At 47.0% G+C, this 16864-nt stretch carries 14 protein-coding genes; 8 read left to right on the top strand and 6 right to left on the bottom strand.

The features are described from left to right. The first annotated feature begins 235 nt into the window (after window positions 1-235). Window positions 236-559, top strand: coding sequence for a ferredoxin FdxA (gene fdxA / locus U0021_RS07635; RefSeq protein ID WP_049236408.1), 324 nt, complete (start codon window positions 236-238; stop codon window positions 557-559). 52 nt (window positions 560-611) lie between these two features. Next, window positions 612-1121, top strand: coding sequence for a protein disulfide oxidoreductase (locus U0021_RS07630; RefSeq protein WP_162816803.1), 510 nt, complete (start codon window positions 612-614; stop codon window positions 1119-1121). Window positions 1122-1197: 76 nt separating this feature from the next. Here U0021_RS07630 and U0021_RS07625 read toward each other — a convergent pair whose 3' ends face one another. The 4 genes from U0021_RS07625 to U0021_RS07610 form a co-directional block, all read right to left on the bottom strand. Continuing rightward, complete coding sequence (locus U0021_RS07625) at window positions 1198-2547, bottom strand: MFS transporter (RefSeq protein ID WP_114800336.1); 1350 nt, start codon at window positions 2545-2547, stop codon at window positions 1198-1200. 63 nt (window positions 2548-2610) lie between these two features. Beyond that, the gene (locus tag U0021_RS07620; protein WP_114800337.1) at window positions 2611-3432 is read right to left on the bottom strand and encodes a thioesterase family protein; all 822 of its coding nucleotides are present in this window, start codon (window positions 3430-3432) and stop codon (window positions 2611-2613) included. Window positions 3433-3510: 78 nt separating this feature from the next. Then, entirely contained in the window at window positions 3511-5211 is a 1701-nt protein-coding gene (locus U0021_RS07615; protein ID WP_327037440.1) for an AMP-binding protein, read from the bottom strand. Window positions 5212-5287: 76 nt separating this feature from the next. Further along, window positions 5288-5938: a TetR/AcrR family transcriptional regulator gene (locus tag U0021_RS07610; RefSeq protein ID WP_049236415.1), complete on the bottom strand. Its 651-nt coding sequence runs from the start codon at window positions 5936-5938 to the stop codon at window positions 5288-5290. Between the two features lie 292 nt (window positions 5939-6230). Between U0021_RS07610 and U0021_RS07605 the strand changes: the two genes are divergently transcribed. From U0021_RS07605 to U0021_RS07585, 5 genes are all read left to right on the top strand, one after another. After that, the gene (locus tag U0021_RS07605; RefSeq protein WP_064620927.1) at window positions 6231-7403 is read left to right on the top strand and encodes an isovaleryl-CoA dehydrogenase; all 1173 of its coding nucleotides are present in this window, start codon (window positions 6231-6233) and stop codon (window positions 7401-7403) included. Between the two features lie 151 nt (window positions 7404-7554). Continuing rightward, window positions 7555-9156, top strand: a complete 1602-nt coding sequence (locus U0021_RS07600) for a carboxyl transferase domain-containing protein (RefSeq protein ID WP_114801218.1) — start codon at window positions 7555-7557, stop codon at window positions 9154-9156. Window positions 9157-9182: 26 nt separating this feature from the next. Further along, window positions 9183-9971 carry an enoyl-CoA hydratase/isomerase family protein gene (locus tag U0021_RS07595; protein WP_327037439.1) on the top strand — a complete coding sequence of 263 codons (789 nt, stop codon included), beginning with the start codon at window positions 9183-9185 and terminating at the stop codon, window positions 9969-9971. Between the two features lie 35 nt (window positions 9972-10006). Continuing rightward, window positions 10007-11983, top strand: coding sequence for an acetyl/propionyl/methylcrotonyl-CoA carboxylase subunit alpha (locus U0021_RS07590; protein WP_114801186.1), 1977 nt, complete (start codon window positions 10007-10009; stop codon window positions 11981-11983). 13 nt (window positions 11984-11996) lie between these two features. Further along, complete coding sequence (locus U0021_RS07585; protein ID WP_114801187.1) at window positions 11997-12899, top strand: hydroxymethylglutaryl-CoA lyase; 903 nt, start codon at window positions 11997-11999, stop codon at window positions 12897-12899. A gap of 51 nt (window positions 12900-12950) precedes the next feature. Here the strand turns inward: U0021_RS07585 and U0021_RS07580 are convergent, their stop codons facing one another. Beyond that, a complete protein-coding gene (locus U0021_RS07580) occupies window positions 12951-14453 on the bottom strand; it encodes an alanine/glycine:cation symporter family protein (RefSeq protein WP_114801188.1) in 1503 nt (500 codons plus the stop codon). A 145-nt stretch (window positions 14454-14598) separates the two neighbouring features. Beyond that, window positions 14599-15909 (bottom strand): solute carrier family 23 protein, encoded by a 1311-nt coding sequence (locus tag U0021_RS07575; protein ID WP_114801189.1) that lies wholly within the window; start codon window positions 15907-15909, stop codon window positions 14599-14601. A 203-nt stretch (window positions 15910-16112) separates the two neighbouring features. On the opposite strand from U0021_RS07575, the gene U0021_RS07570 reads away from it, so the two are divergent. Beyond that, window positions 16113-16709, top strand: a complete 597-nt coding sequence (locus U0021_RS07570) for a class I SAM-dependent methyltransferase (protein WP_114801190.1) — start codon at window positions 16113-16115, stop codon at window positions 16707-16709. Window positions 16710-16864 lie beyond the last annotated feature (155 nt).

Here is a 16864-nt window from a genome sequence, read left to right as displayed (position 1 = left end):
TAAAATTTGATTCTTTGAGCGAACTTAATCCCTGAGCGATTTTCATTTGCGATTGCTCAGGGCTTTTGCGATTTTTAGGCATCTTTTTTCACTTTTGGCATAATAAATGCATGACTTTTGTTTGAGAAAATTTCACAAACAAGCTAAAATAGCACAGGTTTTGGGCATCTGCCCATGTTGACTTTTCATTGACGGGTAATCACTCCCCGCCCCAGCCAATCGCTAAGGTAAGAACATGACTTTTGTTGTAACTGATAACTGTATCCGCTGTAAATACACCGACTGTGTTGAAGTTTGCCCTGTTGATTGTTTTTATGAGGGTCCCAACTTTTTGGTCATCAATCCTGATGAGTGTATCGATTGCGCCTTATGCGAGCCTGAATGTCCTGCCAATGCCATTTTCTCTGAAGACGAGATTCCAGCAGGTCAAGAAGAGTTCTTGAAGCTCAACGAAGAGCTGTCTGCGGTTTGGCCAAACATCACTGAGAAAAAAGACGCCCTACCCGATTACGAAAAATGGGACGGCGTTGAAGGTAAGATTCAGTATTTAGAGCGCTAATTCACCTAACACTCATGCCTAAAACATGGGTGTTTTTATTTTCAGTGATTTGATGAAGCCATTCAAATTATTACGCACAACCCTTGGCTATTTGCTGATTTTTATTATCCTATATACCGCAGTCAATGCGTGGCGAGCACCTGATGTGCCCAGCTCTGATCATCTGCAGCTCAATGCTACTTTTATTGAGCAAGATCAAGCTATGGATGTGATGACACAAAGTTTTGATACGCCAGTTTTGGTATATTTTTGGGGGACGTGGTGCGGTATTTGTAGCCTGACCAGCCCAAGCATCCAAGCGCTCAAGGATGAAGGATATGCTGTCATTTCTGTTGCCATCTCATCAGGCAGTGATCAGACGATCAAGCAGCATATGCATGCTAAGGGCTATGATTTTGCCACGATGAATGATGATGACGGCAAGATCTTTAAAAGGTGGCAAGGTCAAGTGACACCTTCATTTGTCATTATCAGCCAAGGTAAACCTGTACAGCGGTTTACAGGTATCGCACCGCTTTGGTCACTGAAGCTAAGAATGCTTTGGGCTCGTATTCAACAATAAAATCCCTAAAACACTTAAAAAGACATAAAAAAAAACACCCCAAAATCGATCTTTGGAGTGTTTTTTGACGATCTGATTAAGCGCGTTTTAGGACTGCCATCGCCAAGGTAGCGATCAAAGCAGGAATACCGATTGCCAAGAAGTTGTACGCATGAGGCAAATTCATCGCCAATAGCATACCTGTGAGAATCGGACCAACAATAGCACCGATGCGGCTCACCGCTGAAGCACACCCAATCCCTGTCGTGCGAATATTGAGCGGATAAAACTGCGCCAAGTAGCTATATAACAAAATGGAAGTACCAATCGTCGTCGCGCCTGCTACAGCCACCAAAGAGTATAGAATGATCGGAGGTGAGTTGATCGCCAATGCTGAGATAGAAAGCGCAGCCAAGGCACACATGGTCACGATGACAGGCTTTAAGTGGAATTTATCAGCCAAAATACCACCGCCAATCGCGCCGATCATCGCGCCGACATTCAAAGCAAACAAGAACAAAATACTTGCACCCAATGAATAGCCTGCCGATAACATCAGTTTTGGTAGCCAGCTTGACAAAGTATAGGTCATGAGCAAGCACATAAAAAACGCAATCCAAAACATGAATGTCCCAAACGCACGACCTTCAGTGAATAGCATTTTGAATGACGATTGACTGCCCGACCCTTTGGTGACAGGCGCAGCTTCATTTAGAACAAGCTGAGTGTTGTCCGTGATCGGTACATTGGGTGCCAGCTTTTTCACGATATGGCGTGCTCTGCCCATCTGGTTATCTTTTACCAAGTAAGTTAGCGACTCTGGCAAATATCTCCAAATGATCGGAAAGCCCACGAGCGGAATGCCTGCCAGATAGAACATGATCTCCCAGCCATAGTCCTTGACCAAAAAAGAGCCTAATAATGCCGAGATGATACCGCCAACAGCATAGCCACTGAACATGATCGAAACCATGGTAGCACGCGATTTTTTGGGAGCATACTCTGAGGTCAAGGCGACCAAGTTTGGCATCACACCGCCAATGCCCAAGCCTGCCAAAAATCTTAAAATCGCAAACTCAATCGGCGACGGTGCAAATGCACCCAAAAAAGTAAATCCACTAAAAAATGCCGTACAGGTCATGATGACTTTTTTGCGTCCGATGCGGTCAGCCAAAGTACCAAAGAACATCGCACCAAACATCATCCCTGCCAATGCCGAACTTGCCAGCATACCTGCTTCAGTGGGAGTGAGCGACCACTGCTCCATCAATAATGGCAACGCCACCCCATAGATCACCAAATCATAGCCATCAAAAATAATGACCAATAAACACCAAAACAGCACTTGCCAATGAAATGGCTTAAACGTTGCGTTATCAATCACGTCATTGACATTAACCGTGTCCGCGTGATCGACCTCTTGCGCCTGATAACTGACATTCGTCATACACATCTCTCCTTGTCCATGTGACGATTTTCCATAAATAAATGCGTCAGGCAATTTGGCGATTTATTTTACCAATTGCCGTACCGTTAATATTTGTTCGCTGTGACCAAATACCCCTTTTTCATCATGTAATACACTACTGGTAAGACCTACGCCATCTTCACTGATCTGCTGCGTGCTCTCAAGCCCAAGCCATCTCCCCACAGGGGCTCTGAGCAAATGAATCTGCAAATCCACATTGGGAAATACCCACTCAATGCTATCAGGCTGATAAATTTTGGGCGCAATGCCGTTGGCGGTGTCAACCAGACCCATCAGGTGGGCAAAATCTGAAGTTGGCAGTACTTGACCTTGATCACTGACCAGCTCCACATCAGTATTGATCCACACGATCCCTTGACCGCTACGATTATTAGGATCGGCTTTGGTATAGATCGTATTGATATACCCCCCACCCCAGCGGCGCATACCATCCCAATCAGGCAGCTCATTAGGCTTTAAGATATCAGCATCTTCAAGCCCTGCAACCGCCTTGGTATCACGAGTCTGTAAGCGCCATGCTCGAGCGACGATACAGACTTTGTCTGGTGTATGCAAGGTCGATTCGATCAATTCAATGGTACGCCCAGGGCGAATGACTTTGGTGGTGATGGTAAATTCACCAAAATGGATGATGCCAAAAATATCAAGGCTGATACGCACAATGCGCATGTCCTGCCTAGGCATGAACGCTTCAAGCTCGGTCGTCAAAAGCCCTGTGGCAGGCGCCATATGCTGCTCATTTGGGTTCCAAGCGCCTTGGGCATGGATATGGCAATCATAGTGCGCCACCACTTTATCATCAGTGATTTGGCGGGATTTTAGGGTGTAATAACTTTCGGTCACAACATCTTCCTATTGAGTGATAAAACACTCAGCCATCAAAGCAGCGCCTTGATATGGCTGAGTTTGACTTAATATGAATTATTCGTAATCAGAATCTGTGCACAGATTCAACACTTCACACATCTGCTCTCTGAGTTTGAATTTTTGGATTTTGCCAGAGGCGGTCATCGGGAACTCGGTGACAAATTGCACATAGCGCGGGATTTTGTTGTGCGAAATTTTGTCTTTACAAAATGCGCGGATCGTGTCGCTGTCACAGGTGGCGTGTTCATTTAGGATAATACAAGCGCACAGCTCTTCGCCATATTTAGGGTCTGGCACGCCCACGACTTGCACTTCACCAACCGCAGGATGCTTGTATAAAAAGTCTTCAATCTCTTTGGGGAATAAATTTTCACCGCCGCGGATCACGATGTCTTTGATGCGACCTTTGATTTGTACATAGCCATCGTCATCGACTTTACCGATATCGCCTGTGTGCATCCAGCCATGATTATCAATGACTTCGCGCGTTTTTTCGGGTTCATCCCAGTAGCCTGCCATCACCGAATAGCCGCGCACACAAATCTCGCCCAACGCACCCACAGGGACGATACTGCCATTTTCATCAACAATCTTAATCTCAACATGCGGATGGATGTGACCCACAGTACTGACGCGCTTATCAATCGGATCGTCCACTCGGCTTTGTAGGCTGACAGGCGATGTCTCGGTCATGCCATAGCAAATGGTAATCTCGCTCATGTGCATACGCTCCATGACGCGGGTCATGATTTCTTTAGGGCACGGTGAGCCTGCCATGATGCCTGTACGCAAGGTCGATAAATCAAACTGATCAAAATTTTCTTGCTCAAGCATATTAATAAAGATGGTCGGTACGCCATACGCCGCTGTACAGCCTTCATTTTCAATGGCTTTTAAGGTGTCTTGAGGGTTGAAGACCGAGCTTGGATATACCATGGTCGCCCCATGCGAAACCGCCGCCAAATTTCCCATCACCATACCAAAGCAGTGAAATAGTGGTACCGCGATACAGATTTTATCATCTTCAGTCATGCGGATGCCTTCGCCCACAAAATAGCCATTATTTAGGATATTATGATGGGTGAGCATGGTGCCTTTGGGATTACCTGTAGTGCCTGAGGTGAACTGAATGTTGATGACTTCGTCAAATTGCAGTGAGTTGGTCAGCATATGCAGCTCATTGATCTGCTCGCGCGTCGGCGTATCTAGCAAATCATAAAACGAATAGCAGCTTGGTAAAGGATTTTCTGACAGCTTAATGACTGTCTTAAGCTTAGGTAGGCGTGCACATTCCAAAGACTTATTGGTCTGCTCATAGATTTCAGGTGCAATCTCGCCAAGCAGTTTTTCATAATCTGTGGTCTTAAAGGCATCTGCGATGATCAAACCTTCACAGCCGACCTTGTTCAGCACATATTCGATCAGCTCGGTAGATTTGTAAGAAGGGTTTAAATTCACCAAAATAATGCCAGTTTTAAAGGCGGCGAACTGTGCCACCGTCCACTCCCAGCAGTTCGGCGACCAGATGCCCAAACGCTCGCCTTTTTTAAGCCCAAGCTCAAGCAGTTGGCACGCCAGCGCATCCACTTTTTCTTGAAGCTCATGATAAGACAGGCGCTTGTTTTGATGGCAGCTGATCAGTGCTTCTTTATAAGCATAGCGCTGGCAAGCATCATCAAAAACCGCGCCGATGGTCTGACCGATCAGCGGCTGGCTGCTGGTGCCTGACAAATAGCTGGATTTAAATCTTTGCATGAATCACACTCCTTTGACTCTATTGACCGATTTTGATCGGCTCAGCACTTCCTTGATACTGCTAAAAAAGTCGGTTTTAGGTGACCAAAACCTTCGCTGAACTCAAACAAAAATCAGCAACTTCTTGGCTAAAATACGCTCGATACCCTTCTGGATTTTGAGTAATATTAGGGGTATCAAGCGAGCTATTTTGATTGGCGTTTAATGGCTCAATCACTGAATACGTCATCGCGCCAACAATACACAGCGCCCCAATTTTAATGTCATTGACCATAAACACGCCTGCACGCTTGCCTTCGTGTAAAATGCGCTCAATCGGTTTTGCGATATTGGCTTTGACGACCATGCGAGCTTGGATAAATTCGGCATCATCCACAGGCTCAAGCATCAACGAATACGCCATGTGCGGATCATTGAGCGCACGCTTGACAAACACGCGCACTGCATTATGTAGCTTATCTGCCACCGCCAAATCGCTGTCGGCGATGTCGTTTAAGATCTGAACCTCTATGCTGGCAACTTCATTAAGCACATTAATCATCAGCTGGCTTTTGTTCTTAAAATAGCGATAAAGCAAACCATTGGAGACGCCAGCAGTCTCTGCAATGGTCGTAATTTGGGCGTTCTTAAAACCACCTTCGCCGATCAGTTGTTTGGCTGCCCCAAAAATGGCTTTTTTATTTTGCTCGATGCGGTGCTGCATCAGCTCAGATCTTTTGTAGGTCATGATTCATTGTACCACTTTAAAATGACTTGTAAACCATTTTTTGAATTTTTATTCACTTTTTTCAAAAAAGGGTGTATGATACTCACAAGCCACCCAAAAATGGGTCGCTTGGATGGGTATATTATCGCATAAATCGCAAGTTATGTATGCCAAACATACTAATAATGCGCCATCTTTATGCACCGCCCAAAATTCATCACTGATGGGGCATATATCAGATCATCAAGCCAATGAAATTGAATTGATTGTATGTGCCAAGCATGATCTACAAACGTTTGAAAAAGGAATTACGATGAGCTACAAAACCTTAGATTTTGGATTGGATGATACTTTGGTCGCACTTCAAGATGCGGTGCGTGCATTTTGTCAAAAAGAGATCGCCCCCCTTGCCGAAGAGATTGACAAAGAAAACCATTTCCCTGCCCACCTTTGGAAAAAACTTGGCGACATGGGCTTGCTTGGCATGACTGTTTCTGAAGAATACGGCGGCGTGAATATGGGCTACTTGGCGCACATGATCGTCATGCAAGAGATCTCTCGTGCTTCGGCGGCGGTCGGTCTGTCTTATGGTGCGCACTCGAATTTATGTGTTAACCAAATTTTCCGTAATGGTAATGATGAGCAGCGTCAAAAATATCTACCAAAACTGATCAGTGGCGACTATGTGGGTGCGCTTGCCATGAGTGAACCTAATGCCGGCTCAGATGTGGTAAGCATGAAGCTAAAAGCCGAAGACAAAGGCGATCATTATGTGCTTAATGGCTCAAAAATGTGGATCACCAACGGTGGTGATGCTGATGTCTTGGTGGTCTATGCCAAAACTGATATCAATGCAGGTCCTAAGGGTATCACCGCATTTTTGATCGAAAAAGACATGGCAGGATTTAGCCACGGTACGCACTTAGATAAGCTTGGTATGCGCGGCTCAAACACTTATCCGATTTTCTTTGATAATGTTCAAGTGCCCAAAGAAAATGTCTTAGGCGGCGTCGGTAATGGTGTCAAAGTACTGATGAGCGGCTTGGACTATGAGCGTGCTGTGTTGTCGGCAGGTCCATTGGGCATCATGGATGCGTGTATGGATGTGGTGATTCCTTATATCCACGAGCGCAAGCAGTTTGGGCAATCTATCGGTGAGTTTCAGCTGATCCAAGGTAAGATTGCTGATATGTACTCAACCCATCTTGCGTGTAAGGCTTTGGTGTATGCCGTGGGTCAAGCGTGCGATAAGCTTGATCATGACCGCAGCTTGCGTAAAGATGCTGCCAGCGCCATTTTATATGCTGCCGAAAAAGCCACTTGGATGGCAGGTGAAGCCATTCAAATTTTGGGCGGCAATGGCTACATCAACGAATTCCCGACAGGTCGTCTATGGCGCGATGCCAAGCTGTACGAAATCGGCGCGGGCACCTCTGAGATTCGCCGTATGCTGATCGGTCGTGAGCTATTTAGCGAAACGGCATAAGGTCTGCTTAAGCTGGTTTTGCTTACTTCAAAATGACTTAAGCAAAACCACTTTTATCAGCCTTTAAAGGACAGATTTAAAAGACATATTTTACAATAGCCAACCATCATTTAAACGTCGTCGAAAGCATTGCTATATAAAAGGGAGATTTATGAACATCATCAGCAATCAACTCAACACGCGCAGCGAATCTTATCAGCAAAATTTTGCTCAGATGCAGGCGCTGGTGGATGATTTAAAGCAAGTTTCAGGCAAAGTCAGTTTGGGCGGTTCAGAATCAGCGCGCCAAAAACATCTTGAGCGCGGTAAATTATTGGCTCGCACACGCATTGACAGACTCATCGATACAGGCACCGCTTTTTTAGAAATTGGTCAATTGGCTGCCTTGGGCGTCTATGAAGATGACATCCCATCAGCAAGCATGGTCGCAGGCGTGGGCTTGGTCAACGGCATCGCTTGTATGATCGTGGCAAACGACGCAACGGTCAAGGGCGGCACCTATTATCCTTTGACCATCAAAAAACATCTGCGCGCCCAAGAAATCGCACGCGAAAATCATCTGCCCTGTATTTATATGGTGGATTCTGGGGGTGCTTTTTTACCCTTACAAGATCAAGTTTTCCCTGATAAAGAGCATTTTGGACGCATTTTTTATAATCAAGCCACCATGTCAGCCATGGGTATTCCCCAAATCGCGGTCGTCATGGGCAGCTGTACAGCGGGCGGCGCTTATGTACCTGCCATGAGTGATGAGACGATCATCGTGCGCAACCAAGGGACGATCTTTTTGGGTGGTCCACCGCTAGTCAAGGCAGCCACAGGTGAAGTGGTCTCAAGCGAAGACTTAGGCGGCGGTGATGTGCATACGCGCTTGTCAGGGGTGGCAGACTATTTGGCGGATAATGATGAGCACGCCATCAGCATCGCCAGAGACATCGTCGCCAATCTGGGTAAAGATAAGCAAAAACTGCCCACCGACTTTGCCGAACCTTTATATGATGCCAAAGAGCTGTACGGCGTGATCCCAACAGACAGCCGCCAGCCTTTTAACATCAAACAAATCATCGCTCGCTTGGTAGATGGCTCTGAATTTCATGAGTTTAAAGCACGATTTGGCACGACGCTCATCACAGGCTTTGCCAAAATCTATGGCATGAATGTTGGCATCATTGCCAATAATGGGATTTTATTTTCAGAATCCGCCCAAAAAGGCGCGCATTTTATTGAGCTTTGTTGCCAACGAAACATTCCATTGATTTTCCTTCAAAATATCACAGGCTTTATGGTCGGACGCCAGTACGAAAATGAAGGTATCGCCAAGCATGGTGCCAAGCTGGTGATGGCGGTCGCCAATGCCAAAGTGCCCAAAATCACGCTCGTGGTCGGCGGCTCGTTTGGGGCAGGCAACTATGGCATGTGCGGACGCGCTTATTCGCCGCGTTTTATGTGGACTTGGCCAAATTCGCGGATTTCGGTCATGGGCGGTGAGCAGGCTGCCAGTGTACTCTCCACGATTCGCCGCGAACAAATAGAAGCTAAGGGCGGCAGCTGGTCTATGGAAGAAGAAGAGACTTTCAAAGAACCCATCCGCGCACAATATGAGCGCCAAGGTCATCCTTATTATGCCTCAGCCAGACTTTGGGACGATGGTGTCATCGATCCTGCCGATTCGCGGCGCGTGCTTGCTTTATCGCTCATGGCAGCCATGAATGCACCGACCGAAGAGACGAAGTTTGGCGTCTTTAGAATGTGATTTTGAATAATATAAAAGGATTTATCATGTCATACGAGTATTTACACATTGAAAAAACAAATCAAGTTGCGACCGTTTGGCTCAATCGTCCCGAGGTGCATAATGCTTTTAATGAAGGGGTAATCAGCGAGCTACAACGCGCATTTGAGGATTTGGGCGCGGATGATGAGGTGCGTGTGGTGATGCTGGCTGGTCGCGGCAAGAGCTTTTCAGCAGGCGCAGATCTTAACTGGATGAAAAAAGCAGGCGAGGCTGATTTGGATGAAAATATCGCGGACGCTGAACGCTTGGCAAAAATGCTACAAACCTTAGCCACCCTGCCTAAACCGACGATTGCACGCGTGCATGGCGCAGCGCTCGGCGGCGGCATGGGTCTTGCCAGCACCTGTGATATCTGCATCGCAAGTACTGAAGCTAAGTTTGCCACCAGCGAGGTTCGCTTAGGTCTTGCACCTTCCACCATCAGTCCCTATGTCATTCGTGCCCTCGGCGAAAGACAGGCGCGCCGATACTTTTTGACCGCTGAGCGCATCGACGCCCAAACCGCTTATCACATCGGACTTGCGCATGAAGTTTGTGCGCCTGATGAGCTGGATGCCACCGTTGATAAGATCATCCAAGCCATTTTGCAAGGCGCGCCTAACGCTCAAGCCGATTCCAAGACACTGATTGATATGGTTGCCAAAAAGGCAGTGGATGAGGCGCTGCTCACTGAGACCGCCAAACACATTGCCAACATCCGCCAAGGCATCGAAGCCAAAGAAGGTCTGCAAGCTTTTTTAAATAAACGCTCGCCTGCTTGGATTGCCAAATAATTCATGCCGCATCAATTTTTAGAAGGATTTTAATTATGTTTACCAAGATACTGATCGCTAACCGTGGGGAAATTGGCTGCCGTGTGATCGCTACCGCAAAAAAACTGGGCATCTCAACCGTGGCAGTCTATTCCGATGCCGATAAAAACGCCCAACACGTCAAACAAGCCGATGAAGCTGTATATATCGGTGCCAGCCCACCTGCCCAAAGCTATCTTCAGATTGATAAGATCATCAACGCCGCCAAAGCCACAGGCGCTCAGGCGATTCACCCTGGCTATGGTTTTTTGTCCGAAAATGATCAATTTGCCCAAGCGTGTGCTGATAACGGCATCGTGTTCATCGGTCCGCCAGTATCTGCCATCTTGGATATGGGGCTAAAAGCAACTTCAAAAGCCTTGATGGAAAAAGCAGGTGTGCCGCTGACGCCAGGCTATCATGGCACCAATCAAGATGCTGACTTTCTAAAACAGCAAGCAGATACCATCGGCTATCCACTGCTTATTAAAGCCAGTGCAGGCGGCGGCGGTAAAGGTATGCGCCTGGTCGAAAAATCAGAAGATTTTGCTGAGCTGCTTGACTCATGCCGCGCCGAAGCTAAGTCAAGCTTTGGCAATACCGATGTGCTGATTGAGCGCTATGTCATCAATCCGCGTCATGTCGAAGTTCAGGTTTTTGGTGATACGCATGGCAATTATGTACATCTGTATGAGCGCGACTGCTCAGTGCAGCGCCGCCACCAAAAAGTCATCGAAGAAGCCCCTGCCCCCAATATCTCAGAAGATAAGCTTGCCATCATGCGACAAGCTGCCATCGATGCAGCGCGCGCGGTCAATTATGTTGGCGCAGGTACGGTGGAGTTTATTGTAGAGCAAGACGGCACTGCCTATTTTATGGAGATGAATACCCGCCTGCAAGTTGAGCATCCTGTGACAGAGATGGTGACTGGTGTGGATTTGGTTGAGTGGCAATTGCGAGTCGCGTCAGGAGAGCCTTTACCAAAATCTCAAGATCAAATCACCTGCCAAGGTCATGCGATGGAAGCGCGTATTTATGCTGAGATTCCTGAAGATGGCTACCTGCCTGCCATCGGCAAAATCACCCATTTATCACCCCCTGCCCTAAACGCGCGTGTTCGTGTGGACAGTGGTGTCATCGAAGGTGATGAGATCAGCACATTTTATGATCCGATGATTGCCAAGCTGATCACTTATGGCGATGACCGCACTCAGTGCTTGGTGCAGATGCATCATGCCTTGAATGACTTTCATGTCGGCGGTTTGGGAAATAATATCGCGTTTCTTGATCGTATTGTGCGCTCAGAAGCGTTTAGCAGCGCGACGCTTGACACAGGATTGATCGCCAAAAACGAAAGCGAACTGCTCACGCGTGATGAAGTGCGCAGCGAAGAAGTGGCAATGGCAGCCGTCATCAGCTTTTTGTTGCAGCTTGATCAAAGCAAAAGCCCATGGCATGACCGCCCACTTTGGCGCTCAAATATCGCCATGACGCAAACTGTAGAGTTTGAACATGCCGATCAGTCATTAGTGATTGAAATGAGACATGCAGGCGATGATTATGAAGTGCATGTTAATGGCGAAACTATCCATCTTGACGCCACGCTGCTATCAAATACAAGCGCTGAAATCATCATCGATGGCAAGCGTCAAATCGTAACATTTTATCATGACACCACGCACCATAAGGGCAATTTGACCTTATTTCGTCGCGCCAATGCCTTTGTGTTTGCACCAAAAGCCGTCAATTATGGTGCAGATGATGACGCCGATGCGGCAGGCGGCTTAAAAGCAATGATGCCAGGCATGGTGACTGCTGTCATGGTTGAAAAGGGTCAAAGCGTCAAAAAAGATGAAACCCTACTCACCCTTGAAGCCATGAAAATCACCTACACCATCAAAGCGCCTGCCGATGGCATCGTCCAAGAAGTATTCTTTGGGGTAGGCGATCAACTGGCAGCAGGTGATGAATTGGTCGCCTTTGAAAAAGCATGATAGGAGTATGAGGATGGATAATTTTGTCAGAATTGTCGAGGTTGGCGCACGAGATGGACTTCAAAATGAGTCGGTCGTGCTTGACATGCAAGACAAGATCACTTTGATTGAAAATTTGATCAAAACTGGTCTAAAAGATATTGAAGTGGGTTCTTGTGTTTCGCCAAAGTGGGTGCCACAAATGGCGGGCAGCACTGAGATTTATGAAAAAATCTCAAAACCTGACGGGATTAATTTTAGCCTGCTGACGCCTAATTTACGCGGCTATGAAGCTGCCCGCGCTGTAGGTTGCCAAGAGGTGGCGATTTTTACAGGAGCCAGCGAAACTTTCACCCAAAAAAACATCAATTGCTCAATCGCCGAAAGCCTTGAGCGCTTTGAAGATATCATGAGCCGCGCCAAATCTGACGGCGTGCGGGTGCGCGGCTATGTGTCATGCATGGTCGACTGCCCTTATGAAGGCGCGATCGACCCAAGCGCTGTCGCCGAGGTGACAGGTCGGCTACTGGATATGGGCTGCTATGAAGTCTCACTGGGCGAGACGATTGGCACAGCCACACCAGACCGCGTCGAGGCGGTGTGGGATGCCTGCCTTGAGCGCTTTGACGCCGGTCAGTTGGCCGGGCACTTTCACAATACGTATGGGATGGCGATCGCCAATGTTTATGCGTCGCTTAAAATGAGCATTCGCACCTTTGACTCATCGATTGCTGGATTGGGCGGCTGCCCTTATGCCAAAGGCGCTTCGGGTAATGTTTCGACCGAAGATTTGCATTATCTACTCACCCACATGGGTTATGACACAGGCATTGACGAAGAGGCGCTCATGCAGGCAGGCAAAGCAATCATGGAGCGGCTTGGCAGACCGACGCGCTCAAATGCTGCCATTGCCTATTGGAAAAAACGAGAAGCCTAATAATAAAAATCCAGTTTATCTAAACTGGATTTTTATTATTAGGTGGTTAAATTACCAAATATCTGATTTTACTTTTTGCTTGAGTTCAGGGTAGTTATCCAGCTTAAATACAGGATGCGCCACGCCTGATTTTAGCTGTGATTGATAATCACGAATCAACACAAACACATATCGCGAAAGCAGCGTAATGGCGATCAAGTTAATAAACGCCATCGTCCCCATGGTCAAATCACCCATATCCCAAACGACATCGACTTTCACCACCGCACCAAAATACACAAACCCCAATACCGCCATGCGAAACAGCGTCAAAACTGTGGTATTGTTTTTCAAAAATTGCATATTTGACTCAGCATAAGCATAGTTACCGATGATTGTAGAAAAAGCAAAAATAAATAAAATCGTCGCCAAGAAGTACTGACCCCAGCTGCCCACATGACTTTCAAGTGCTGCCTGTGTCAGCTGAATGCCAGATAAATTGGCTGCATTTTCAGGCATTTGTGCCAGCAAAATGATAAACGCTGTGCATGAACAGACGATCAAAGTATCCACAAATACCCCAAACATCTGGATCATGCCCTGATCCAAAGGGTGTCTTACGCTAGCAGCGGCAGCGGCATTGGGTGCCGAGCCTTGACCTGCTTCATTGGAATACAAACCGCGCTTAATGCCCTGCATCATGGCGACAGACACCATCGAACCAAACAGTCCACCACCTGCCGCCTCAAAGGCGAATGCCTGCTCAAAAATCAGCGCAATCACTGATGGCAGTGCACCAATATTCATGACAATGATCACCAAGGCTACCAGCAGATAGATCAGCGCCATGATCGGCACGACCACTTCTGCAATCTTAGCGACGCGGCGAATACCGCCAAAAATGATCGGTGCTGTCAAAACCACCAACAGCGCGCCAACCATATGTTTATAAATTTGCCACTGACTTTGGCAAGTCGGATCTTCAGCGGCACAGCCTGAAGCTGATTGCATGGCGAGCGTAATGGTGTTTGATTGAATCGACTGATACACAAAACCAAAGCACACAATCAGCGCCGACGCAAATAAAAGCCCCAGCCACTTTTGACCAAGCCCCTGCTCGATATAATACGCCGGTCCACCGCGAAATTGACCAGTGCTACCATCACGCACCTTAAATAGCTGCGCCAAGCTTGACTCCGCCAATGCCGAACACATACCGATCAAAGCAATCAGCCACATCCAAAACACCGCCCCTGCACCGCCGATGCTGATGGCGATCGCAACGCCTGCGACATTACCCACGCCTACACGGCTTGCAAGCCCTGTCACGAACGCTTGAAAGCCTGAAATGCCCGCGTCATCGTCATGATTGGCGCGGCTGCCCAGCATAGATTTGATACTACGACCAAACAATCGAAACTGCGCCACGCCCGAAAACAGCGTAAAAAACAAACCAATGCCAATCAACATCCAAATAAGCACATCCCAAAGCGGCGCACTCACAGTTGTCACAACACAATGCAGCCCATCAACAAATCCAGGCTGAGCCAAACAAGATATAGGATTATCGTACATATTTTTTCAATCCAAAAAAAGGATGGCGAAATCACCATCCTTTGTTTCATTACCACTCTTTTAAATTGCCTTACTTGGCAAATTGTATAGATTATATGACAAATTTTCTCATAAATCACGAAAATTTTACTTGATGTAACCGTTTTTACACCAGTGATTTGCCATTATCTGGCTCTCTCAGACTCAAAAACCAGTGCAAAATGATTGCAGCAAAAGTCGCAGTTCCAATCCCGCCCAAATTAAATTCGCCAATCATCAAGCCAAAATCACCCGTACCCAAAATCACCGTGATGGCAGCGACCATCAGGTTTTTGTTATTGGCAAAATTCACTTTGTTATCAATCCAAATCTTTGCGCCAGCAATGGTGATCAAACCAAAGACCACAATGGATGCTCCGGTCAAAACAGGACCAGGAATGGTCTGAATCATGGCACCAAATTTTGGCGAGAACCCCAAAACCATCGCAAAGACCCCTGCAATCACAAAAATCAGCGTCGAGTACACGCGCGTTACCGCCATCACACCGATATTTTCGCCATACGTGGTCATACCTGTACCGCCCACGCCTGCTGATAATGCCGTCGCCACACCATCAGCGACAAATGCCTTGCCAAGATGCGGCGTCAGATTTTCGCCTGTCATTGCACCCACAGCCTTGATGTGCCCAAGGTTTTCAGCCACCAAGATGAATGCCACAGGTGCGATGATCAGCATAGCGTTAACATCAAAAGTTGGGCTACTAAAATTTGGCATTCCAAACCAAGCCGCATCTGCGATCAGGGCAAAGTTAATCGGCTCACCCAAGCCTAAAACATTGGCAGCGATTGCATAAATCACATACGCCATCACAAGACCAATCAATAAAAGCAGGCGCTGTAAAAACCCGCGCGCAAAAACAGCAATCATGCCCATACATAAGACGGTAATTAGCGCCATCCATAGCTCAAAGGGCTTGCCTTGTACACCGCTCACGGTAACGGGGGCTAGGTTTAGACCGATGATCATCACCACCGCACCTGTCACCACAGGCGGCATGAGTTTTTCGATCCACTGCGTGCCTGTCGCCATGACCACAAAACCGATGGCAGCATATAAAATACCGCAAGCAATGATACCGCCCAATGCCACCGACAGATTGGGGTTCGCGCCGCTGCCAGTTGCGTGTGCTGTGGCTGCCGCGACTACGCCAATAAACGCAAAGCTTGAGCCCAAATAACTGGGGACTCTACCACCTGTCATAATAAAAAATAAGATGGTGCAAATCCCGCTCATCATAATCGCAAGATTGGCATCAAAGCCCATCAATAAAGGCGCAAGGACCGTCGCCCCAAACATCGCCAAGACATGCTGCAAGCCCAACATAATACTCTGCCCGACTGGCAGATACTCATTTGTTGCGACGGGCTGTGTGTTGATATCACCTGTATAAGGTTGCCATTTTGGGAACCAGCTCATACTCACTCCAAACTGCGCTTTGGCAGATTTATTGCCAAGTTTAACGTCAAACCGAACTATTGTACTACACTTGCGTAATAAAATTGTAAGAAATTTATCTCTATGGATTGCTTTAATCAACCATAAAAAGTCGCCTAGATTTTATACCTCAAAGATGTTAAAATTTTTTAAAACGACATGAAAAATCCATCAGGAAGATGCTAATGACTGTTTCGGCGGTAAATGATCCTGCGTACTGGGAAGCACGCTATTTGGCTAATCAAACCGGCTGGGATGCCAAAAATATCTCCACGCCCCTAAAAGCTTATTTTGATCAGCTCACCGATAAATCTGCCAAAATTCTCATCCCCGGCGCAGGCAATGCCCACGAAGGTGCGTATCTGCACGAGCAAGGGTTTGAAAAGGTGTTTATTTTGGATTTTGCCAGCCTGCCACTGGAACAATTCGCCAAACGCCATACTGGTTTTGATTCAGCGCACTTATTGCACCAAGACTTTTTTGAAGCAACAGGGCAATACGATTTGATCATTGAGCAAACCTTTTTTTGTGCCATCGATCCCAGTCGCCGCCCTGAATATGCCAAACAAATGTACGAGCTTTTGGCGCCCAAAGGCAAGCTTGTTGGGCTGCTGTTTGGCATTGAGATGCCTAATGGTCCGCCATTTGGTGGCAGCATGGATGAGTATCGCGCGCTTTTTGAACCGTATTTTGACATTGATGTCATGGCGCCTTGTTATAATTCAATCAAGCCCCGCGCAGGCAAGGAAATTTTTATCAAACTCATTAAAAAAAGCGGCTAAGGCGCCCATTTACCTTGCCTACTGCCTAGTCACAGTTTGCCATCAAAGGCGCTACTTTGGTGGCAAAATAATCTTATGCTGATCATTTTTGGTATTTTGATAATATTCTGCTCGCCCCCACCAAATGCTTTGTAACTTTCTTTATTTTGTCTTAT

Origin of the sequence: Moraxella canis (assembly GCF_034424565.1) — a bacterium.
GTDB lineage: Bacteria > Pseudomonadota > Gammaproteobacteria > Pseudomonadales > Moraxellaceae > Moraxella > Moraxella canis.
The sequence above is the reverse complement of the archived record's forward strand: the minus strand, read 5'-3'. Positions and strand labels throughout refer to the sequence as shown.

What these genes read in the sequence shown, in the direction of transcription:
- fdxA (WP_049236408.1), top strand. Translation starts at nt 236, where the DNA reads ATGACTTTTGTTGTAACTGATAACTGTATCCGCTGTAAATACACCGAC.
- U0021_RS07630 (WP_162816803.1), top strand. Translation starts at nt 612, where the DNA reads ATGAAGCCATTCAAATTATTACGCACAACCCTTGGCTATTTGCTGATT.
- U0021_RS07625 (WP_114800336.1), bottom strand. Translation starts at nt 2,547, where the DNA reads ATGACGAATGTCAGTTATCAGGCGCAAGAGGTCGATCACGCGGACACG.
- U0021_RS07615 (WP_327037440.1), bottom strand. Translation starts at nt 5,211, where the DNA reads ATGCAAAGATTTAAATCCAGCTATTTGTCAGGCACCAGCAGCCAGCCG.
- U0021_RS07610 (WP_049236415.1), bottom strand. Translation starts at nt 5,938, where the DNA reads ATGACCTACAAAAGATCTGAGCTGATGCAGCACCGCATCGAGCAAAAT.
- U0021_RS07605 (WP_064620927.1), top strand. Translation starts at nt 6,231, where the DNA reads ATGAGCTACAAAACCTTAGATTTTGGATTGGATGATACTTTGGTCGCA.
- U0021_RS07600 (WP_114801218.1), top strand. Translation starts at nt 7,555, where the DNA reads ATGAACATCATCAGCAATCAACTCAACACGCGCAGCGAATCTTATCAG.
- U0021_RS07595 (WP_327037439.1), top strand. Translation starts at nt 9,183, where the DNA reads ATGTCATACGAGTATTTACACATTGAAAAAACAAATCAAGTTGCGACC.
- U0021_RS07590 (WP_114801186.1), top strand. Translation starts at nt 10,007, where the DNA reads ATGTTTACCAAGATACTGATCGCTAACCGTGGGGAAATTGGCTGCCGT.
- U0021_RS07585 (WP_114801187.1), top strand. Translation starts at nt 11,997, where the DNA reads ATGGATAATTTTGTCAGAATTGTCGAGGTTGGCGCACGAGATGGACTT.
- U0021_RS07580 (WP_114801188.1), bottom strand. Translation starts at nt 14,453, where the DNA reads ATGTACGATAATCCTATATCTTGTTTGGCTCAGCCTGGATTTGTTGAT.
- U0021_RS07575 (WP_114801189.1), bottom strand. Translation starts at nt 15,909, where the DNA reads ATGAGCTGGTTCCCAAAATGGCAACCTTATACAGGTGATATCAACACA.
- U0021_RS07570 (WP_114801190.1), top strand. Translation starts at nt 16,113, where the DNA reads ATGACTGTTTCGGCGGTAAATGATCCTGCGTACTGGGAAGCACGCTAT.